Here is a 17175-nt window from a genome sequence, read left to right on the forward strand (position 1 = left end):
TTACCCCTTTGTTCCGCCGGCTGTCAAACCGGACACAAAGTTCTTTTGGAGAAAAAAGAATAGAACGCATATCGGCAGTGCGGCAAGGATGGCGCCAGCCGCAAATAGAGCTACTTTTTGCTGCTGCGGATTAGAAATAAAGGATTGTAATCCTACAGCGATGGTCAGCCTTTCCGGTGAGCGAAGCAAAAACTTTGCCAGCAAATAATCACCAAACGGTGCCATAAATGCCCAAAGCGCTTGTACCGCGAGCATTGGCTTAACAAGCGGCAGAACAATTGAAGCGAAAATCCTCAGATGTCCCGCTCCGTCAATTCGCGCGGCTTCATCAATTTCTCTCGGCACAGTATCAAAATAACCTTTCATCAGCCACGTGTTCATCGGAATTCCGCCGCCGATATAGATCGCTGTTAAAAACCAGTATTGATCGAGTGCGCCTATCAGCATCGCCAAGACATAAAAAGCAGTCAGCGCCGCCATTGTCGGCACCATTTGAATGATTAAAAAGAATATCAGGCTCTTTTTTCTGCCTGCAAACCGATAGCGGCTGTACGAGTACCCGGCAAGTGTCACAATCGTAACCTGCAAAACCATGACCGATAGCGCGATGACAAGTGTATTGCTGTACCAATTGAGATAAAGCGTTTCGTCAAATAGCCGCTTAAAATGATCCAATGTCCAAGAACCCGAAAAATCGAGCTGAAAAGCCGCCGAATTCCCCACACGGAATGCTGATGATGCCGTAATCAGCAACGGATATATAATGACAATACTTAAAAGCGTCAAAAAGAAATACGTACAGATTCTATTAAGCATTCTGGCAGTTCTCGCGTTCACCTACATAACCTCCTCATTGCCAAAAGCATTCGATTTTTTGAAAGCAATCAGTGAAATTCCAATGACAATGAAAGAAATTAACAGTGTCACAGCCGCCGCAACGGAATATTGGGGTGATGTGCCTGTTGTCAGTTTATAAATCCACGAAATTAAGATATCGGTCGATCCGGCCCCGGCTCCCGCACTGCCTGGCCCTCCCTCATTAAATAAATAGATGATCGAGAAATTATTGAAATTAAACGTATACTGAGTAATCATCACGGGTGCTGTGGCAAATAAAATCATCGGGAATGTAATATGCCGAAAACGCTGAATAAAAGTGGCCCCGTCAATCTTTGCCGCTTCATACAATTCACCTGGAATCGCCTGAAGCACTCCCGTTACCATGACATAAATATATGGAAAGCCGAGCCACGTCTGAATCATAATGAGGGCTGTCTTTGTCCAGAAAGGATCAGTCTTCCACGCGATCGCAGGCAGCTCAACAAACGGCAGGTGATTGAATAGTGGAATCACCTGTGCATTCACCGCTCCTATGCTGTCGTTAAACATGTTGGAAAAACTCATGATTGTAATAAACGCCGGAACAGCCCATGGAAATAAGAAAATCATTCGAAATATCCGCTTGCCTTTTATAAAATCCTGATTGACGAAAAGTGCCGTCACAATACCTAAAATGATTTGCAGCGTTGTTGCACAGATTGTCCAGATAACCGTCCAGCCCAGTACATTCACAAATGTTTCACGATAGGAGCCAAGGAAAAAAATATTTAAGAAATTTTTAAACCCGACCCAGTCAATCAGACGATTAGGCGGAATATGATAAAAATCATAGTTTGTTAATGCAACAAACAGAGTCACCAAAACCGGAAAAATAATCACAAACACCATCATGATATATGCCGGAAGTGTAAATAGATATGGAAACCCTTTATCGCCCGCATGACAGATCATATCCTTGGCTGTTGTATTGACTTCCAAACCCGCCGCTTTCATAGCGGCGGTCTTACGCGAATCATGGATATTAAAGATATAGAACATGAGGAAAATCACCGTCACGATCAATTGCAGCGTGCCTTCAATCAGCATAAACAGCGAGTGATCTTCACCGGGAACACTTCCCAATGTCATCAATCCGGTTAGCGCCTGTATACCGAAAACGCATAATTCAAAAGCAAACAAGCCTGTGATGGCAAGAAATAAGAGCCCCTTTGACAATTGCTGATTCGCAATCTGCCCAAGTCCTGGAATGATCGATAAAAGCCCTGCCTTTCGTTTTTGCTTTGCGAGTGTGTGATGTTTATTCATTTTTTCCGCCCTCTATTCTTCCGGACGCTATCCCGCCGTTTTATTTCACATACTTTTCTTTAATATTTTCCTTTATGACGTTTACAGCATCATTCGCTGATGTTTGTGTCGATTTTTTTCCTGAAGCTGCATCAAAAATTAAACTTTCCGCTCCTGTCCATACTTCAGCCATTTCCGGAATATTTGGAGTCGGCGTTGCTGTTTCATATTGTTTAATCACAGCTGACGTCAGTTCATTCTTTTGCTCATCGGCTTTCTTTCTTGCAGCCGTGTTGGCCGGAACTTCGTTTGTATCCTCATAAAAAGCGTAAGCATTGGCATCATTTGCAGCATACTCAAGCCATTTTTCAGCCAGCTCGGGTTCTTTTGTATATTTTGAAGCTACCCAGCCCTTCCCGCCCGCAAAAGGGGCATATTCTTCTCCATTGGGCAATGTCGGAATGGGAGCCGCTCCGTAGTTCAATTTAGCCTCTTTATAATTGGCAGCTGACCAAGGACCGCCAATGATCGCAGCCGCTTTGCCTTCTAAAAACATCTGCTGAATAAAGTCGTCTGCGCTTGAATTGTCTTGCATTCCTTTCGGCCAATATGTCTCAAACCATTTCTCCGCATATTTCACCGCTTCTACAGCCCCTTTATTGTTCAGGCCGATGTCCCCGGAATCTGTGCCGTTTTTTCCAAACACATATCCGCCGTATCCAGCCAATAAGCCGTACGACATATAAAAGTCAGTCCATTTTGCTAAAAATCCGGTTGATTTTCCTTTTTCCGAAGCAAACGCGAATCGAGGATCTTCCGTTAACTTTTCAAGGTCTTTAAATGTTTTTGGCGCTGTTTTTAAAAGATCTTTGTTGTAATACAAAATAAGTGTCTCAATGACTAGCGGCATTCCGTACACTTTGCCGTCAACTGTCACCTGCTGCATTTCTTTATCACCAAAGCTTTTTGTATGAGATGGCTTAATGTCAAGCAAATGTCCTTGCTGTCCCAAACCGCCGATCCGGTCATATGCAGCAAGCATAACATCAGGCGCATTACCCGCCGGGCCATCAAGAGGAAGCGCTTCTAACTGTTCGAACATTTGCTTTTCAACAATTTTTACTGTGACATCATTCTCTTTTTCGAACTTTGTTTTTATGCTTTCAATGTATTCTTTATACGTTTCTTCGACAGACACAGTCAGCACCTTTTTGCCATCAGAGCTTGCTGGATTTTTTGAACTTGAGCAGGCGGCAAGGCCGATTGCCAGAAATGATGCCGCCAATATGGCGAACCCCTTTTTAAAAAGAACCATCTCTTTTCCCCCTTCTATTTACGAAACTATAACAATTGTATTGTCCTATAGAAAGCGGTTACAACAACTTTCGATTTGTTACCGATAACAGAATGTTATACAGGGGCGGCAGCACTCAAAATCAAAAATTCTCCCGGCTGAACGGCAATGACGTCGTGATGCTGAAGCGGCTGCTCTGTCCATGCATCACAGATCCTCTTATTCCTTTCAATATTCAAATCTAGTAAACTGACATGTTGAACCACATTCCCTTGATTAAAGAAATAAATCAGTATTTTTTCATCAAGAGTCCGCGAAAAGCTGATAAAATCATTTTTGTCATCCAGCAGATTCCACTCAAGATGTCCTTCAGTCAATAAAGTGTTTTCCTGCTTGCGTAAAGCAATTAACCGTTTCATAAATCGCAGCATGTCTTGGTTTTGCTTCTCCTTTTCCCAAACCATACATTTCCGGCATAATGGATCATTTCCGCCGTCCAGCCCGATTTCCGTCCCGTAATAGATGCATGGTGAGCCTGTCTGGGCAAACATAAAGGCCAGCAACGCACGTGCTTTCTTCTCATCATTGCGGCATCTGGTCAAAAGGCGCTTTGTATCATGGCTATCCAGTAAATTAAACATCACCTCATTGGCTTGCTTCATCCCATTCATCAAATGCGCATTGACAAGGTAGGCCATACGTGAGGCTGGGATCGTCCGGTCAGCAAAATATTCAATCATAGGCTCTGTAAAAGGGTAATTCATCGCCGCATGAAATTCATCCCCTCTAAGCCAGGGTTCGGCAGAATGCCAGATCTCACCTAAAATATAAACATCAGGCTTTTCTGCTGATACAGCCTGCCTGAATGTCTTCCAAAACACGTGATCCACTTCATTTGCGACATCCAAACGCCAGCCGTCAATGTCAAATTCGCGAATCCAGTACAAAGCAATATCAAGCAAATATTTCTGCACTTCGGGATTAGCCGTGTTTAGCTTCGGCATATCAGCTGTAAAAGCAAACCTGTCATAATTGTCGTCTGTGACGGGAAAAGAGTGAATATGGAACCAGTCTTTATAGCGGGATCGAGCTCCGTTTTTGACGACATCCTGCCATTGCGGAGACGCGCTTCCTATATGGTTAAAAACCGCATCTAGCATAATTCTCATCCCCCGCTGATGAAGCTGGCTGACCAATGTACGAAAAATCTCTGGATCCCCGAAATGCGGATCAATAGAAAAGTAATCCAGCGTGTCGTATTTATGATTAGAAGGCGCGGAAAAGATCGGCGTCAGATAAATGCCGTTCACCCCTAAATCCTCTAAATAATCAAGCTTGTCAACAATCCCTTGCAAATCTCCTCCAAAAAAATCATTGACGCCCGGGTCCTTGCTCCCCCACGGCAATGCATTCTTCGGTGACAAGTCTTCTCTTCCATTTGCAAAACGCTCCGGAAAAATTTGATACCAAACCGTTGACTTGACCCATTCAGGCGCTTGAAATGTATCAGCCTCGTGAACAAACGGAAATTTAAAGTAATAATGAATCGTTTCCAGTGTTTTTTCGTTATAAGGGCATACACCCGAACTTCCGAAAAAGATGTCTTCATGATCGTCTGTTACAACAAACGCATATTGTAAACGCCTAAATGGCGGCACCACTTCAGCAAACCAATAGTCATGCATTTCTGTAGCAGCAATTTTCCTCATCGGCTGCTCGTTTGCCGACCACTTGCCATCGTTGTACTCATAGGGATCACCCCAAATGAATCGAATGTGATCTGCATCACCTTTTTTCGTCCGAATCTTGATATGCACAGTCCGCCCATCATAAGAATAAGCATCTGTGCTGAATGGCTGGTGGTGAATCGCTGCATATTCCATCATGTTTCCCCCTTTGATTTCCGTTTTATTGAAGCCGGCTCATAGTTTGAAAGTATCATGATGAAATTGTGGGAACAATCCTTTTCACCCTGTTACCGATAACAGAATAAGGCGCTTACAGCGTTGATTCTCGTACAATTAACTCTGGTTCAAAAAATAGACTTCCTTGTGCAGCACCGTCTTCATTCATTTTTTTCAGCAACATTTTCGCACAGGCTTCCCCCATTTCAACAACAGGCTGTCTGACCGTAGTCAAGCGCGGCGAGGAGATGCGATCAAGAAACACACCGTCATTCCCGGTAACCGCAACGTCTTCTGGAATTCGCTTTCCAAGGGATTGCGCCGCACGAATGACGCCGAGCGCGATTCGATCAGATGCGCAGACAAATGCGGCCTGATTGTCCATGGATTTCAGCAGTTCTCTTGCAAGGCATTCACTTTTCTTAGAACTGTTGTCGATCCGAAACATATTCGATTTTTTAAAGCTTTTATTCATCGCCCGTATATACCCCTGTTCTCTTGCACGTTCGAAAGGCTCATCTAAATCAATGCCAAAAAAGACAACTTCCCGCTCCCCCAGCCCCATAACATGGCGGGTTGCCATAAAAGTGCCTTTCTCGTTATTCACATCGATAAAGTCATAGCCCATTTCATTTTGTCCAAATACGACGAGCGGCTTCTCAAACGCTTTTATTACACCTTCAAAATCGTTCTTTCTCAAGCCGGTGGCAATAATGCCGTCACATTGGCCAATATTAAGAGAATTTCTTGTTACAAGCTGGAGAGCATAGTGATTGCGATCCAGCTCCCTGCTGATTCCTGTCAGCAGGTTCATGTAATATGGTTCTGTCGTATCCATTTCCTCAAGTATCAATAGTTTCACAACCTGTGTTCTGTTTTGCACGAGCGCTCTCGCCGCATAATTAGGGATGTAATTCAGCTCTTTCATCGCAGAATGAACAAGCTTTTTCAATTCATCTGTCACCGTCTCAGGGTGATTGATCACTCGTGATACCGTCATCTTCGAAACATTTGCTTTTTTTGCCACATCTGACAATGTTGCCATTTTCATCCCCTCCTTATCTGTGCTTATTATCCAAACTAGTGATAAAGTCCTCTATTACTGTTAAATATACGATGCAGGCAAAAGAGAAATAAAAAAGAGATTTCCCTTAAGGAAACCTCACTTTGTTAAAAACACTCGATTTTTCATGAATTCATACGCTAGGTTGCTGACTCCACTTCACGAGAAAGTCTCTTTTTTAAATTTCTGTCCACTTTTTTTCTAAAATCGGATAAGAATAAGTTTGCATTTGCTCAATTAACTCATCCGGCCGTGACGAGCTGTGAATCAGTTTTAGGTGCGATTCGTTAGAAAACCCTTCTTGAATGCTGTATTTCACCATTTTCATCATTGGTTCAAAATATCCGTTTACATTGTACAGTCCGATTGGCTTTTGGTGGATGCCGATCTGTGCCCAGCACAGCACTTCAAATAATTCTTCATATGTACCGAAGCCGCCCGGCATCGAGATAAAGCCGTCCGCCAGCTCGCTCATTTTAGCCTTTCGTTCATGCATCCCGTTTACTTCAATCAGCTCAGTCAGATTCTGATGGACAACCTCCCCGCTGAACAAACCGCTCGGCATGACCCCGATTGCAGTTCCGCCGTTTTCCATAATCGCGTCGGCAATCGTGCCCATCAAGCCTACGCGGGAGCCCCCATAGACAAGGCCGATTCCCTGCTCAGCCATATACACGCCAAGCTCTGCCGCTTTTCTTTTATACGCTTCATTTCCCCCAGGGTTTGATCCCGCAAATACACAAATGGTTTTCATCTTGTCATCTCCGCATCTATATATCGTGTTAAACATTCAAAAACACACTATATATTGTCCCATCTTCATGTGATAATATCAATATGAAATACATAAAGAATGCAGGAGTGATGAGGTTGGAGCTGGCTGATGCAGAAAAATGGATGAAAGAGTTTTACGAAAAAAGAGGCTGGACAGAATACGGACCTTTTATTCGCGTCGGCTTTTTAATGGAGGAAGCCGGAGAACTGGCCCGGGCTGTCAGGGCGTATGAAATCGGCAGAGACCGGCCGGATGAGAAAGAATCGTCACGCGCTGAGCAAAAACAAGAATTGATTGAAGAAATGGGAGATGTCATCGGAAATATCGCCATTCTTGCTGATATGTATGGTGTCTCTTTAGAAGACGTCATGAAGGCCCACCAAGAAAAACTGACAAAACGATTTGAGCATGCATAAAAAAGCGGCCGCGATGGCCGCTTTTTTTAACCTGTGATTTCATCATGGTGATCAAAGAAATGCTGCTTTCCTATTTTGTGAAAAAGGCCTGTTTTATGCAGCAGCTCCTTCGGCTGCGATTGCAATCCTACAATCATCAGCTTTCCATTATGGCGCTTAATTCGATTCATAATGTTCCCAAGCACCGCTTCAGCTGACGTATCCATATAGTGCACCTTATTCATGAGCAGAATAAGGGTTTTCGGTTTTTTCTGTACATGCTCCAGCAATGACGATTCAAGGGAATCAATTGATCCGAAAAACAGCGGCCCTTCTATGGCATACATGCTGACAGATGGATCTTCTCTCTTCGCCAGAACAGGATGCGATTCCTGATTGTGGATGCGGGTCGCTTCGCTCATTCTTCTGATAAAGAACACAAATGCGAGCAGCAATCCGGTTGCCACACCGATGATTAAGTCAAACAGAACCGTAAGGGCGAAGGTCGCCGCCAAAATAAAGGAATCAGCATTTTTCAGTCTAAGCATGTTTGCGACTTCCTTGCGCTCACTCATATTCCATGCGACCACCATGAGAATCGGTGCCATACTGGCGAGCGGCACATGGGACGCATAAGGCGCAAATACAAGCAGGACAAGGAGAACGACTACGCCGTGAACGACGCCGGAAACTGGAGAAACCGCTCCGTTTTTTATATTGGTCGCCGTTCTCGCAATCGCTCCTGTAGCCGGGATTCCGCCAAACAGGGGCGCTGCCATATTCGCAATCCCCTGGCCGACAAGCTCCTTGTTGCTGTCATGCTTTGAGCCCTTCATGTTATCAGCGACCATTGCGGACAAAATCGACTCAAGTCCTCCAAGAAGCGCGATGACAAGCGCAGCTGGAAACAGCATAACCATTTTATCCAAAGTAAGCTCAGGAAACTGAAATTCCGGCAAATGGCGGGGGATTTCTCCATAAGTTGACCCGATCGTTGCCATGCGGTCAGGGAAAAAGACAACCGCGACCACTGTGGAAATAAGAAGCGCCAACAAAGCGCCCGGCACTTTAGGCATCACCTTGGCGGATACAAGCAAAATGACGAGCCCGATCACAGCTGTCAAAATGGCATACACGTTAAAGGTGCCGAGCTGCTGCACAATTTCAAACATGTTGTGATGAAAGTTCTCATGTTTTTCAACATTTCTCAATCCGAGAAAATTAGCGATTTGTTCCGTAAAGATCAGCACGGCAATTCCGGCTGTAAAACCGACGATAACGGGTTTGGGCACGAATTTCATTATTTTTCCGAGCTTAAACAGCCCAAACAGTACCAGCATCACTCCTGCCATAAACCCCGCAATCAGCAGATTTTCCAAGCCGTACTGCATGATAATGCCGAATAAAATCGGGACAAAGGCGCCCGTCGGACCGCCAATCTGATATTTTGATCCTCCGAACAAAGAAATACAAATCCCTGCTATAACAACAGTGTATAGCCCATATTCAGGCTCGACTCCCGAGGCAATGGCAAACGCCATTCCTAAAGGAATTGCCACGACACCTACTACGATACCTGCAATCAAGTCTTTCTGAAATTTCTGCAAATTGTATCCCTTAAATCTCCCTGAGAATCGCATATTTTGTTATAACCTCCCTTATGAGTGATTGTTTATAAGCTCAGTTTCATAACCGTTAATGACCACATCAAGTTTTCCTGTTTCAGGATGAATGACAAGTCCGTGAACCGGCACTTTTTTCGGAAGCAGCGGATGGTTCTTAATCATGTTCACACTGTGGGAAACGCTTTCTTCCACGCTGTGAAAACCAGTCAGCCACGTTTTCAAATCGAGTCCGGCACTCGTCAGCAAATTCAGGCAGCTATCCTCCACCCCGCGTTCCTTTGCTTTCTCAAGAATCGAGGACGCATTCAGCCCAGACATTCCGCATTCATGATGGCCGACAATGCATACCTCTTCAGCCTGCAATTCATAAATCGCGACCAGTATGCTTCGCATCACGCTTCCAAATGGGTGAGAAACGATGGCTCCCGCGTTTTTTACAATTTTAGCATCACCGTTTTTAAGCCCCATTGCTTGCGGAAGAAGTTCTGTAAGCCTTGTATCCATACAGGTGACAATGACGAGCTTTTTCGAAGGAAACTTTGTCGTTTTGTACGGTTCATACTTCTTCTCACTGACAAACCGCTGATTGTGTTCCAAAATTGATGTTAAAGAAACCATTTGATTCATCTCCCATCCATATGATTTTGCAAGCCTTCTTACCCAGCTTACAGTAAGGAATTATAGCATAGGAATAAGCCAAGAAAAGGCTTTCAAAAAAAGACACTATAATTGGACTGTAGAATCAAAACATAAACATTTATATCTTTCAAAGATAATAAAATTTATATTTAATGCATCCTATAATCCGGCTGCAGTTCGCATATCGATGATTTGTCTGACAAAAAATATGGGTGAATTCTGATAATTAAAAAACTTTTTTAAGCAGATTTAGCTGTTCGATCTTCATTTTAAGTTCAAAAGAACCAGAAATTTTAAAAACGCAGCTATATTTTTAACATCTATTTATTTCCGATATAATGAATTAGACAACAGCCATAAAGGGGGAGCCTTGTTGAAACCATTTGTATTTATCACAAAACCGATTCCTGAAGAGATTGAAGCATTCATCGGTGAACATTGCCGTTATGAAGTATGGCAGGAGGATACGCTTCCGAGTGACGTGCTATTTGAAAAATTAAAAGAAGCGGAGGGGCTTTTAACATCAGGGACGTCCGGACCGTCAATCAATCGTGAGTTGCTGGAACACGCGCCTAAGCTCAAAGTGGTCAGCAACCAATCAGTAGGCTACGATAACTTCGATATAGAAGCAATGAAAGAAAGAGGAGTCGTCGGGACTCATACACCTTATACACTGGATGACACAGTTGCAGATCTGGCTTTTTCACTGATTCTATCTTCCGCCAGACGTGTTGCCGAACTGGACCGTTTTGTCAGAGCAGGAAAATGGGGGACCGTGGAAGAGGAAGCGCTTTTCGGAATTGATGTTCATCATCAAACGTTAGGCATTATCGGCATGGGCAGAATTGGAGAACAAGCAGCGAGACGCGCCAAATTTGGTTTTGATATGGAAGTGCTTTATCATAACCGACATCGCAAACAAGAAACAGAAGACAGCATCGGCGTTAAGTATGCAGAGCTTGATACATTGCTGGAGCAATCTGATTTTATTCTTCTCATTACGCCGCTGACTGACGAAACCTATCACATGATAGGAGAACGCGAATTTAAATTGATGAAGGATTCAGCAATTTTCGTCAATATTTCCCGGGGAAAGACAGTTGATGAGAAAGCACTGATTCGCGCTCTTCAGGAAGGCTGGATCAGGGGAGCCGGCTTAGATGTATACGAAAAAGAGCCTGTCACCCAAGATAATCCGCTCCTGCAGCTGGATAATGTCACGCTGCTTCCTCATATCGGTTCAGCAACAGCTAAAGTGCGCTTCAACATGTGCAAACAGGCTGCCGAAAATATGCTCGCAGCGATCCAAGGGCAAACACCGAAAAATCTCACAAGAGAATTTCAATAAATCAAAAATCCGGTCTGATAACAGACCGGATTTCATATTACATACGCTGAAGAACAGCACGCTTATAAATATGACGGGTAACGATATAATAAAGAGCTTGGAATACAAAATAAATGAAGATGACAATTACGGCCTCAAGAAATAAATTGGAATTCAGCATATTACTTAACGCTGCATACGCAAAGCCCGCGTGAATCGTACCTGCGATAAATGGGATGAAGAATAAAAATCCTATTTGCTTTCCAAGGATCGAGTGAATCTCTTTGTCCGTAACCCCTATCCTTTTTAAGGCTAACACCTGCACTCTCGTATCTTCTATTTCCGTAAACATCCGCAAATACAGCATGCTTCCTTGCACGATAAAAAACAGCACGCTGACAAACAGACCAATAAACAGCATTAATGCAACTCCCTGCTTTACAATTTGATAACTGGGAGCACGTGTTTGAAAATCAGATGTATGTTCTTTCGGCACCATGTTTTCAAGCTTTTCAGAGACATCCACCGTCTCCTGCCAATGCTCAAGCTCATAACCTACCATTCTCATCTGTTCCTTCAGCGGCACATCCTGTGACAGACTGTCAAAGCTCTTTTCGCTGACAACCAATAAACGGCTGACTCCATCGACAGACATCAATATCCCTTTGTTTTGCTGCTTTTTCATGACGTAGGAAAGGGTTTTTCCTGACTTCATATGAAATGCTGCTGTTTCCCCTTCTCCAAATGTGTCTTTCACCATCATTTGAAAAGAAACATTAATAAATGCTTCATTTTCTTGTAAATGAATAACTGGGAACCCTTTTTCCTTTGCGACTTGATTATAGACTTTTTCTGAAATCAGCAAAGCTTCCGCTTCCATCTTCTTATTTCCATACGGCAAGTCTGACTGAAAAGTGACAGGAATCCCTGTGGCATCCACCTTATACTTGATAACAGCATGAGCTTTTTTCAATGTATTCTCAGCTGTCTCAGGCTTCATGACCTGAAAGCGGGAAGCATCCTTTTCCACCCAGGAAACAGACTGAGGAATGCTTTGCTCCTCCTGCCTTTGTAAATCGGAATAAAACATATAGATGACACCTGTAGCTGTTAATATGACCGCTGTAATGACAGAGGTTAAAAACAGCATGCGTGCATGATCCTTCAGCCTGAATATCATGTTGGAACGCACAATGATATTCGTGCCTTTGTAGAAGCTGTGTTTCTTTCGGTACAGCATGCGGAAAAACGCCACACTGCTTTGGGTAAAAAAGAAATACGTGCCAATTAACACTAAAATCAAAATTGGAAAAACCCGAAACATCATGTCAATTGCATTGGCTGTTGCAGATAGATAATAACCGCTGCCAAGACATAGCAAAGACAATACAGTGAGCCATTTCGAATAAACTGGCAAACTTTTCGGCTTTTTGGCCGATTTAATCAGTTCAATGATTTCCAGCTTCCGAATCCGTCCCAGTGATAAAATGAGCAGCGTCTGAAACAGGATGAGAAAGCCGGCAATTGTCATCACAAACGCTTTCGGCACAATGGCAAACGAAATCGGCACCTTCACGCTGAGCATCCATGTCATGATCATAAAAAACAGTTTTGAAAATAACAGGCCTGCTCCAATGCCGGCCGCAATCGCCGCAAGAGAAATAAGTGACTGCTCATAATAAATCATCTTGCGAAGCTGCTGCTTTGATGTGCCAAACAGTGTCAGCAGCCCAAACTCTTTCTTTCTTGCCTGCAAAAACGCTGAATTGGAATATGTAATGAAAAATATACAAAACACAATGATGACGACAAGAGCTGCGCTCAAGCATGTTTTGACAAGGCTTCCGCCATATATATTGTCTTCATTGACATCAGGATGAAAAATAAATGATGTGAAGACAAAAAACACCGAAACGGCAAACACACAGCTTAAAAAGTAGGCCACATACCGTTGCAGATTCCCAAGAATGTTTTTACGGGCGATAGTTCTCAAATTCATGAAAATCGCCTCCCAACACACTCAAGGTATCCAATATACTTTGATAAAACACCTGCCTGTTTGTTCCTCTGTGAATCTCTGAAAAGAAACGTCCGTCTTTAATAAAAACAATTCGTTTACAGAAACTTGCTGCTGTGGCATCATGCGTAACCAACAGAATCGTCGCTTCCTTTTCCTCATTCAGCTGAGCCAGTGTGTTCATCACTTGCTTTGCCGATTTTGAGTCGAGGTTTCCTGTCGGTTCATCGGCAAGAATGAGCGCCGGATTGTGAATAATCGCTCTGGCACAGGCTGCCCGCTGCTGCTGTCCGCCCGACACCTCATATGTGCGATGATCGAGAATGTGCTTGATTTGCAGCGTATCCGCCAGTTCATCCAATCGGGCTTCCATTTCTCTCAGCTTTACCTTATCCAATGCGAGCGGCAAGAGAATATTTTCACGAATCGTCAGCGTATCAAGCAGATTAAAATCCTGAAAGACGAAGCCGAGTTCTCTTCTGCGAAACAAAGCCAGCTCTTGGTCCTTTAACGTTTTCGGCTGAATGCCGTTGATCATCATCTCGCCCTGGGTCGGCTTATCAATGGTAGCCAGCAAATTCAAAAGCGTGGTTTTTCCGCTTCCCGACGGCCCCATAATCCCGACAAATTCCCCTTTTGACACACTGAGATCAAAGGCGCTGAGCGCTTGGTATGATATTGTTCCTTTATTTGAATAGTACGTTTTCGATAGGTTCGTTGTTTGCAACACGTTCATGTTCTGCTCCTCCTTTTTCTTTATTATAAAAAGGAAGTCAGCATCCTCCCATCGAACTTTCTTGCAATTCCGCTCCCCAACCTTACAATGCTGTCACATTCACGAGGGTGTCACTTGAAAACACGATGGTCATCACAGTGCCAGCCCCTTCTTTTGATTCCGCATACAGCTTATGGCCGAGACGGCTGCACACCTGTTTTGCTAAATAAAGGCCCATTCCAGTTGCCTCTTTCATGGTTCGTCCGTTTTCTCCGGTAAAAAACGCGTCAAAAATCCGCGGCAGATCCTGCGGCGGTATGCCGATTCCTTCGTCGGCAACCGACAAGCGCGTCTCATGTCCCTGTGTTTCAATCCGGATTGTAATAGGGTCTCCCACACCTTGCTTTGAATATTTTAAGGCGTTGAAAAGGATTTGCTCAACAACAAAGGAAAGCCACTTTTGATCACTGGAAATCTGAACGGCATTTGGCGGCACATGTAATGTTGGAAAAAGGCGCCGTTTAATAAACTGACGTTTTTCCTGATTGATCAGTGAACGAACCATTTCTGCCAAATCAAAGGTTTGCGGCTTTACATCAAATGCAAATTCCTCCAGCCGGGCCGTTTGCAGCATCATATCAAGACCGTGGCGAAATCTCTCATTCTCATCCTCCAGCTCCTCTAAAAACGTCGGAAAAGAGGATGAAGTTCCGTTTTTTCCTTCCTGAATCATTAAGGATATGACGGATACCGGTGTTTTCATATGGTGGACCCATTGGTTGGTGAAGGTATAATGCTGTTTTTGCTGATTGATATATTGTGAGAGCCTGCTTTCGTATTGCTGCCCGAGTGCGTTGATCATCTTCGTCCAAAGCGCTTGCTCTCCTGTTCTTGGCTTTCTGGCTTTCAAAGACTGTCCGATGTCATTCGAAGAAGAGGCTTGTTCTGCAAGCTTTTTAACATATGTGAGAAAGGAAAATTGCCGAACATAATCAACAGCAAAACCTGCGGCTAAAAGAGTACCGGGCAAAATCCATATGTACATCATATTTTCTTTGGAAGGTTCTGCGCCGCTCTCTACAATGCTTAAATGCGCAATCAGCATGGCGGATCCTATCCCTAATAATGAAAATAGAATAATGGCTAAGCGGTCGATGAGATAAGTCTTTAACACTCCGCTTCATCCTTCCGATTGACTTGAAATTGATAGCCTTGTCCTCTGATTGTGGAAATGCAATCTTTCAGTCCGGCATTCTCCAGTTTTCTCCGCAGCCGGTTGACATTGACCGTTAACGTATTGTCATCGACAAAATCAACGTCATCCCATAACGCCTCCAATAGTTCATCACGAGAAACAATTTTTTTATGCTCCCTCACAAAAATAGAGAGAAGCTGAAATTCTTTTTGGGAAAACAGAATACGGGAGCTGTTCCATTCGGCCTCATTTTGATCAGGATAAATCGTCAGCCCACCAAGCTCCACTATTCTAGATTCCTGCGGCAAAGAGGGCGAATATTCACCATATGTGCGGCGCAGGACGCTTTTGATTTTGGCCATCACTACCTCTAGATGAAACGGCTTTGTGATATAATCATCGCCGCCATTTTCAATCGCCATTACCTGATTCAGCTCATCGGTCCGTGCCGATATAAAGATAATCGGCGCATTGGAAATGGTACGGATTTGCCTGCACCAATAAAACCCGTCAAAAAAAGGCAGGTTGATATCAAGCAGCACAAGATCAGGCTTCATTTCTGCAAATTCCAATTTTATATCATTCAGCTGTTCAGCAATTTTCACTTCATATCCGTATTTTTGAAGATGACCGCCCAGCAAAGAAGCAATCCGCTCATCATCTTCCACAAGCAAAATCCGATACACGTTGATCCCCCTTATATGTACATCACGATGATTTTTCTAGAAGATTCCAAAATTATTATAGCATGTGCAGAATAGTAAATCGGACTTTTTCTTTTTGTTATAATAGAATGATAAAGGTAAAATTTTCATAATAGGCAGGTGTCGTGATGAAGAAAATCATGCTGTTTCTGGCAATGACGTCAATTCTTTCAGCATGTCAGCCCAACTATACCGGGAAATACATAGAAATTGGGGATACACTAACTGAATATGAAAAAGAGTGTTTTAAAGAGAATGAAATTCCTTATAAATACGAAAAGGGAAAACTGTATATCCCAGAAGATGCATTTGATACAGCAATCTACACTTGTTCATAAGAAAAAGCTTGCAGATCCTGCAAGCTTTTCACGTTACAAAAAATGAGTATTTAATTTCTCTTCAAATTCTGAAGGGCCAATGTCACTTTTTTGAATGTCACTGCCGTTTTCATGAATCGTAAAATGGCGCTCTGACATGACCATCCTTCCGCTCGGCGTCAGCTTTGAGGCAAGCGGGGATTTGTTAAAAGGAGATTTTTCATGAGAGTGAATGATGTCCTTCATGTTATCTAAATCACCGAGATCACTCTCTTCAAGAGTAAAGGCGTACCCGATTTGCCAGCCTTCTCCCTTGTCCATCAGCAGAACATGGCTGCCCTTTTCTGTCTCTTCTCTTTTGATTCGGAATGACCCGACTGGTGACTGTACCGTTTCTCCGGAAAGCGGTATCGGCTGGAGCGCCAGGTTGATGCCGAAGCCGATATCAACGAGGTAATCGCCGTTTTCCGCAGACAGCCATACAGCAGCATGCGTCCCTTCTAGTGCCCATCCCTCTTGATTGCCTGCATAAACCGTTCCTCGAATGAGCTTCACATGAAACCCGGCCTCACGCAAGACAAAATAAAGGAAACCATTTAGATCGTAGCATAGGCCGCCGTGCTGATCTTTGAGCAGACGTCGCCATAGCTCTTCTTTTGTGATCTTATAATTCTCTTTTGCAAGTACGGCACGGTTTTCGAATGGAAAACGGTATGCCATTGCTTTAAGAAAAAGGGGAAGATCGCCAAAGCTGACATGATCTTTCTCCCAGCCGATTTTCTGAAAGCAGTCTTTTAGAAAGTCACTCATTTTTATCACCTAAACTTCTTCTTGAACGTAAGCAGCCAGCTTCTCCAGCGCCTCTTGTTCATCTTCTCCCTGGGCAATCAAGGTAACCTCAGTGCCTGTGCTTACCGCAAGGCTCATCAGCCCCATGATGCTTTTGGCGTTTACTTTTTTCCCATCCTTCTCAAGAAACACATCTGACGTAAACCGGTTTGCTTCTTGTACAAACAAAGCAGCAGGACGTGCTTGCAGTCCTGTCTTTAATCGAACTTCCACTTTCTGTTGAACCATAAGA

Annotated in this window: 17 protein-coding genes; 3 read left to right on the forward strand and 14 right to left on the reverse strand. The window is 43.7% G+C overall.

Annotated elements, in window-relative coordinates; translation table 11 throughout:
- The 6 genes from mdxG to NX903_RS16890 all read right to left on the reverse strand — a co-directional run bounded on the left by mdxG (position 1) and on the right by NX903_RS16890 (position 7139).
- Positions 1–837: a maltodextrin ABC transporter permease MdxG gene (gene mdxG / locus NX903_RS16865; protein ID WP_086344357.1), complete on the reverse strand. Its 837-nt coding sequence runs from the start codon at positions 835–837 to the stop codon at positions 1–3.
- Positions 838–2145 carry a maltodextrin ABC transporter permease MdxF gene (gene mdxF, locus NX903_RS16870; RefSeq protein ID WP_014478063.1) on the reverse strand — a complete coding sequence of 436 codons (1308 nt, stop codon included), beginning with the start codon at positions 2143–2145 and terminating at the stop codon, positions 838–840. It abuts the gene before it with no gap.
- A gap of 40 nt (positions 2146–2185) precedes the next feature.
- A complete protein-coding gene (mdxE, locus tag NX903_RS16875; protein ID WP_086344358.1) occupies positions 2186–3439 on the reverse strand; it encodes a maltodextrin ABC transporter substrate-binding protein MdxE in 1254 nt (417 codons plus the stop codon).
- A 95-nt stretch (positions 3440–3534) separates the two neighbouring features.
- On the reverse strand, positions 3535–5304 hold the full coding sequence (mdxD, locus tag NX903_RS16880) for a maltogenic alpha-amylase (RefSeq protein WP_086344359.1): 1770 nt from the start codon (positions 5302–5304) through the stop codon (positions 3535–3537).
- A 112-nt stretch (positions 5305–5416) separates the two neighbouring features.
- Positions 5417–6367: a substrate-binding domain-containing protein gene (locus NX903_RS16885; protein ID WP_003242739.1), complete on the reverse strand. Its 951-nt coding sequence runs from the start codon at positions 6365–6367 to the stop codon at positions 5417–5419.
- A 196-nt stretch (positions 6368–6563) separates the two neighbouring features.
- Positions 6564–7139: an LOG family protein gene (locus NX903_RS16890; protein ID WP_033883475.1), complete on the reverse strand. Its 576-nt coding sequence runs from the start codon at positions 7137–7139 to the stop codon at positions 6564–6566.
- Between the two features lie 116 nt (positions 7140–7255).
- Between NX903_RS16890 and NX903_RS16895 the strand changes: the two genes are divergently transcribed.
- Positions 7256–7576, forward strand: a complete 321-nt coding sequence (locus NX903_RS16895; protein ID WP_015251156.1) for a MazG nucleotide pyrophosphohydrolase domain-containing protein — start codon at positions 7256–7258, stop codon at positions 7574–7576.
- A 26-nt stretch (positions 7577–7602) separates the two neighbouring features.
- Here the strand turns inward: NX903_RS16895 and NX903_RS16900 are convergent, their stop codons facing one another.
- Together NX903_RS16900 and NX903_RS16905 are read right to left on the reverse strand one after the other, a co-directional pair.
- Complete coding sequence (locus NX903_RS16900; RefSeq protein ID WP_003228175.1) at positions 7603–9195, reverse strand: SulP family inorganic anion transporter; 1593 nt, start codon at positions 9193–9195, stop codon at positions 7603–7605.
- Positions 9196–9213: 18 nt separating this feature from the next.
- The gene (locus NX903_RS16905; RefSeq protein WP_010886620.1) at positions 9214–9807 is read right to left on the reverse strand and encodes a beta-class carbonic anhydrase; all 594 of its coding nucleotides are present in this window, start codon (positions 9805–9807) and stop codon (positions 9214–9216) included.
- A 382-nt stretch (positions 9808–10189) separates the two neighbouring features.
- Here NX903_RS16905 and NX903_RS16910 point away from each other — a divergent pair, with 382 nt between their 5' ends.
- The gene (locus NX903_RS16910) at positions 10190–11167 is read left to right on the forward strand and encodes a 2-hydroxyacid dehydrogenase (protein ID WP_015251153.1); all 978 of its coding nucleotides are present in this window, start codon (positions 10190–10192) and stop codon (positions 11165–11167) included.
- A gap of 37 nt (positions 11168–11204) precedes the next feature.
- Here the strand turns inward: NX903_RS16910 and psdB are convergent, their stop codons facing one another.
- The 4 genes from psdB to psdR form a co-directional block, all read right to left on the reverse strand.
- On the reverse strand, positions 11205–13145 hold the full coding sequence (psdB, locus tag NX903_RS16915) for a lantibiotic ABC transporter permease PsdB (protein ID WP_024571588.1): 1941 nt from the start codon (positions 13143–13145) through the stop codon (positions 11205–11207).
- Positions 13120–13899, reverse strand: coding sequence for a lantibiotic ABC transporter ATP-binding protein PsdA (gene psdA / locus NX903_RS16920; RefSeq protein WP_003228167.1), 780 nt, complete (start codon positions 13897–13899; stop codon positions 13120–13122). Before psdA ends, psdB begins: the two co-directional genes overlap by 26 nt.
- Positions 13900–13981: 82 nt before the next feature.
- Positions 13982–15052, reverse strand: a complete 1071-nt coding sequence (gene psdS / locus NX903_RS16925) for a two-component sensor histidine kinase PsdS (protein ID WP_086344360.1) — start codon at positions 15050–15052, stop codon at positions 13982–13984.
- Positions 15046–15759 (reverse strand): two-component system response regulator PsdR, encoded by a 714-nt coding sequence (gene psdR / locus NX903_RS16930; RefSeq protein WP_015384738.1) that lies wholly within the window; start codon positions 15757–15759, stop codon positions 15046–15048. The genes psdS and psdR overlap by 7 nt, the downstream gene beginning before the upstream one ends.
- Positions 15760–15905: 146 nt before the next feature.
- On the opposite strand from psdR, the gene NX903_RS16935 reads away from it, so the two are divergent.
- Positions 15906–16115 carry a hypothetical protein gene (locus NX903_RS16935; protein ID WP_029318346.1) on the forward strand — a complete coding sequence of 70 codons (210 nt, stop codon included), beginning with the start codon at positions 15906–15908 and terminating at the stop codon, positions 16113–16115.
- Between the two features lie 33 nt (positions 16116–16148).
- Here NX903_RS16935 and NX903_RS16940 read toward each other — a convergent pair whose 3' ends face one another.
- Both NX903_RS16940 and NX903_RS16945 read right to left on the reverse strand, forming a co-directional pair.
- Positions 16149–16913, reverse strand: coding sequence for an arylamine N-acetyltransferase family protein (locus NX903_RS16940; protein ID WP_086344361.1), 765 nt, complete (start codon positions 16911–16913; stop codon positions 16149–16151).
- On the reverse strand, positions 16914–17171 hold the full coding sequence (locus NX903_RS16945; RefSeq protein ID WP_003219835.1) for an HPr family phosphocarrier protein: 258 nt from the start codon (positions 17169–17171) through the stop codon (positions 16914–16916). It lies immediately after the preceding gene.
- Positions 17172–17175: the final 4 nt, after the last annotated feature.

This window comes from Bacillus sp. FSL R5-0576 (genome assembly GCF_038004765.1).
GTDB classification, from domain to species: Bacteria; Bacillota; Bacilli; order Bacillales; family Bacillaceae; genus Bacillus; species Bacillus subtilis.

Bases quoted from the DNA above. Each gene is read 5' to 3' on its own strand.
- mdxF (WP_014478063.1), bottom strand. From the start codon at position 2,145: ATGAATAAACATCACACACTCGCAAAGCAAAAACGAAAGGCAGGGCTT.
- mdxE (WP_086344358.1), bottom strand. From the start codon at position 3,439: ATGGTTCTTTTTAAAAAGGGGTTCGCCATATTGGCGGCATCATTTCTG.
- mdxD (WP_086344359.1), bottom strand. From the start codon at position 5,304: ATGATGGAATATGCAGCGATTCACCACCAGCCATTCAGCACAGATGCT.
- NX903_RS16885 (WP_003242739.1), bottom strand. From the start codon at position 6,367: ATGGCAACATTGTCAGATGTGGCAAAAAAAGCAAATGTTTCGAAGATG.
- NX903_RS16890 (WP_033883475.1), bottom strand. From the start codon at position 7,139: ATGAAAACCATTTGTGTATTTGCGGGATCAAACCCTGGGGGAAATGAA.
- NX903_RS16900 (WP_003228175.1), bottom strand. From the start codon at position 9,195: ATGCGATTCTCAGGGAGATTTAAGGGATACAATTTGCAGAAATTTCAG.
- NX903_RS16905 (WP_010886620.1), bottom strand. From the start codon at position 9,807: ATGAATCAAATGGTTTCTTTAACATCAATTTTGGAACACAATCAGCGG.
- psdB (WP_024571588.1), bottom strand. From the start codon at position 13,145: ATGAATTTGAGAACTATCGCCCGTAAAAACATTCTTGGGAATCTGCAA.
- psdA (WP_003228167.1), bottom strand. From the start codon at position 13,899: ATGAACGTGTTGCAAACAACGAACCTATCGAAAACGTACTATTCAAAT.
- NX903_RS16935 (WP_029318346.1), top strand. From the start codon at position 15,906: ATGAAGAAAATCATGCTGTTTCTGGCAATGACGTCAATTCTTTCAGCA.
- NX903_RS16945 (WP_003219835.1), bottom strand. From the start codon at position 17,171: ATGGTTCAACAGAAAGTGGAAGTTCGATTAAAGACAGGACTGCAAGCA.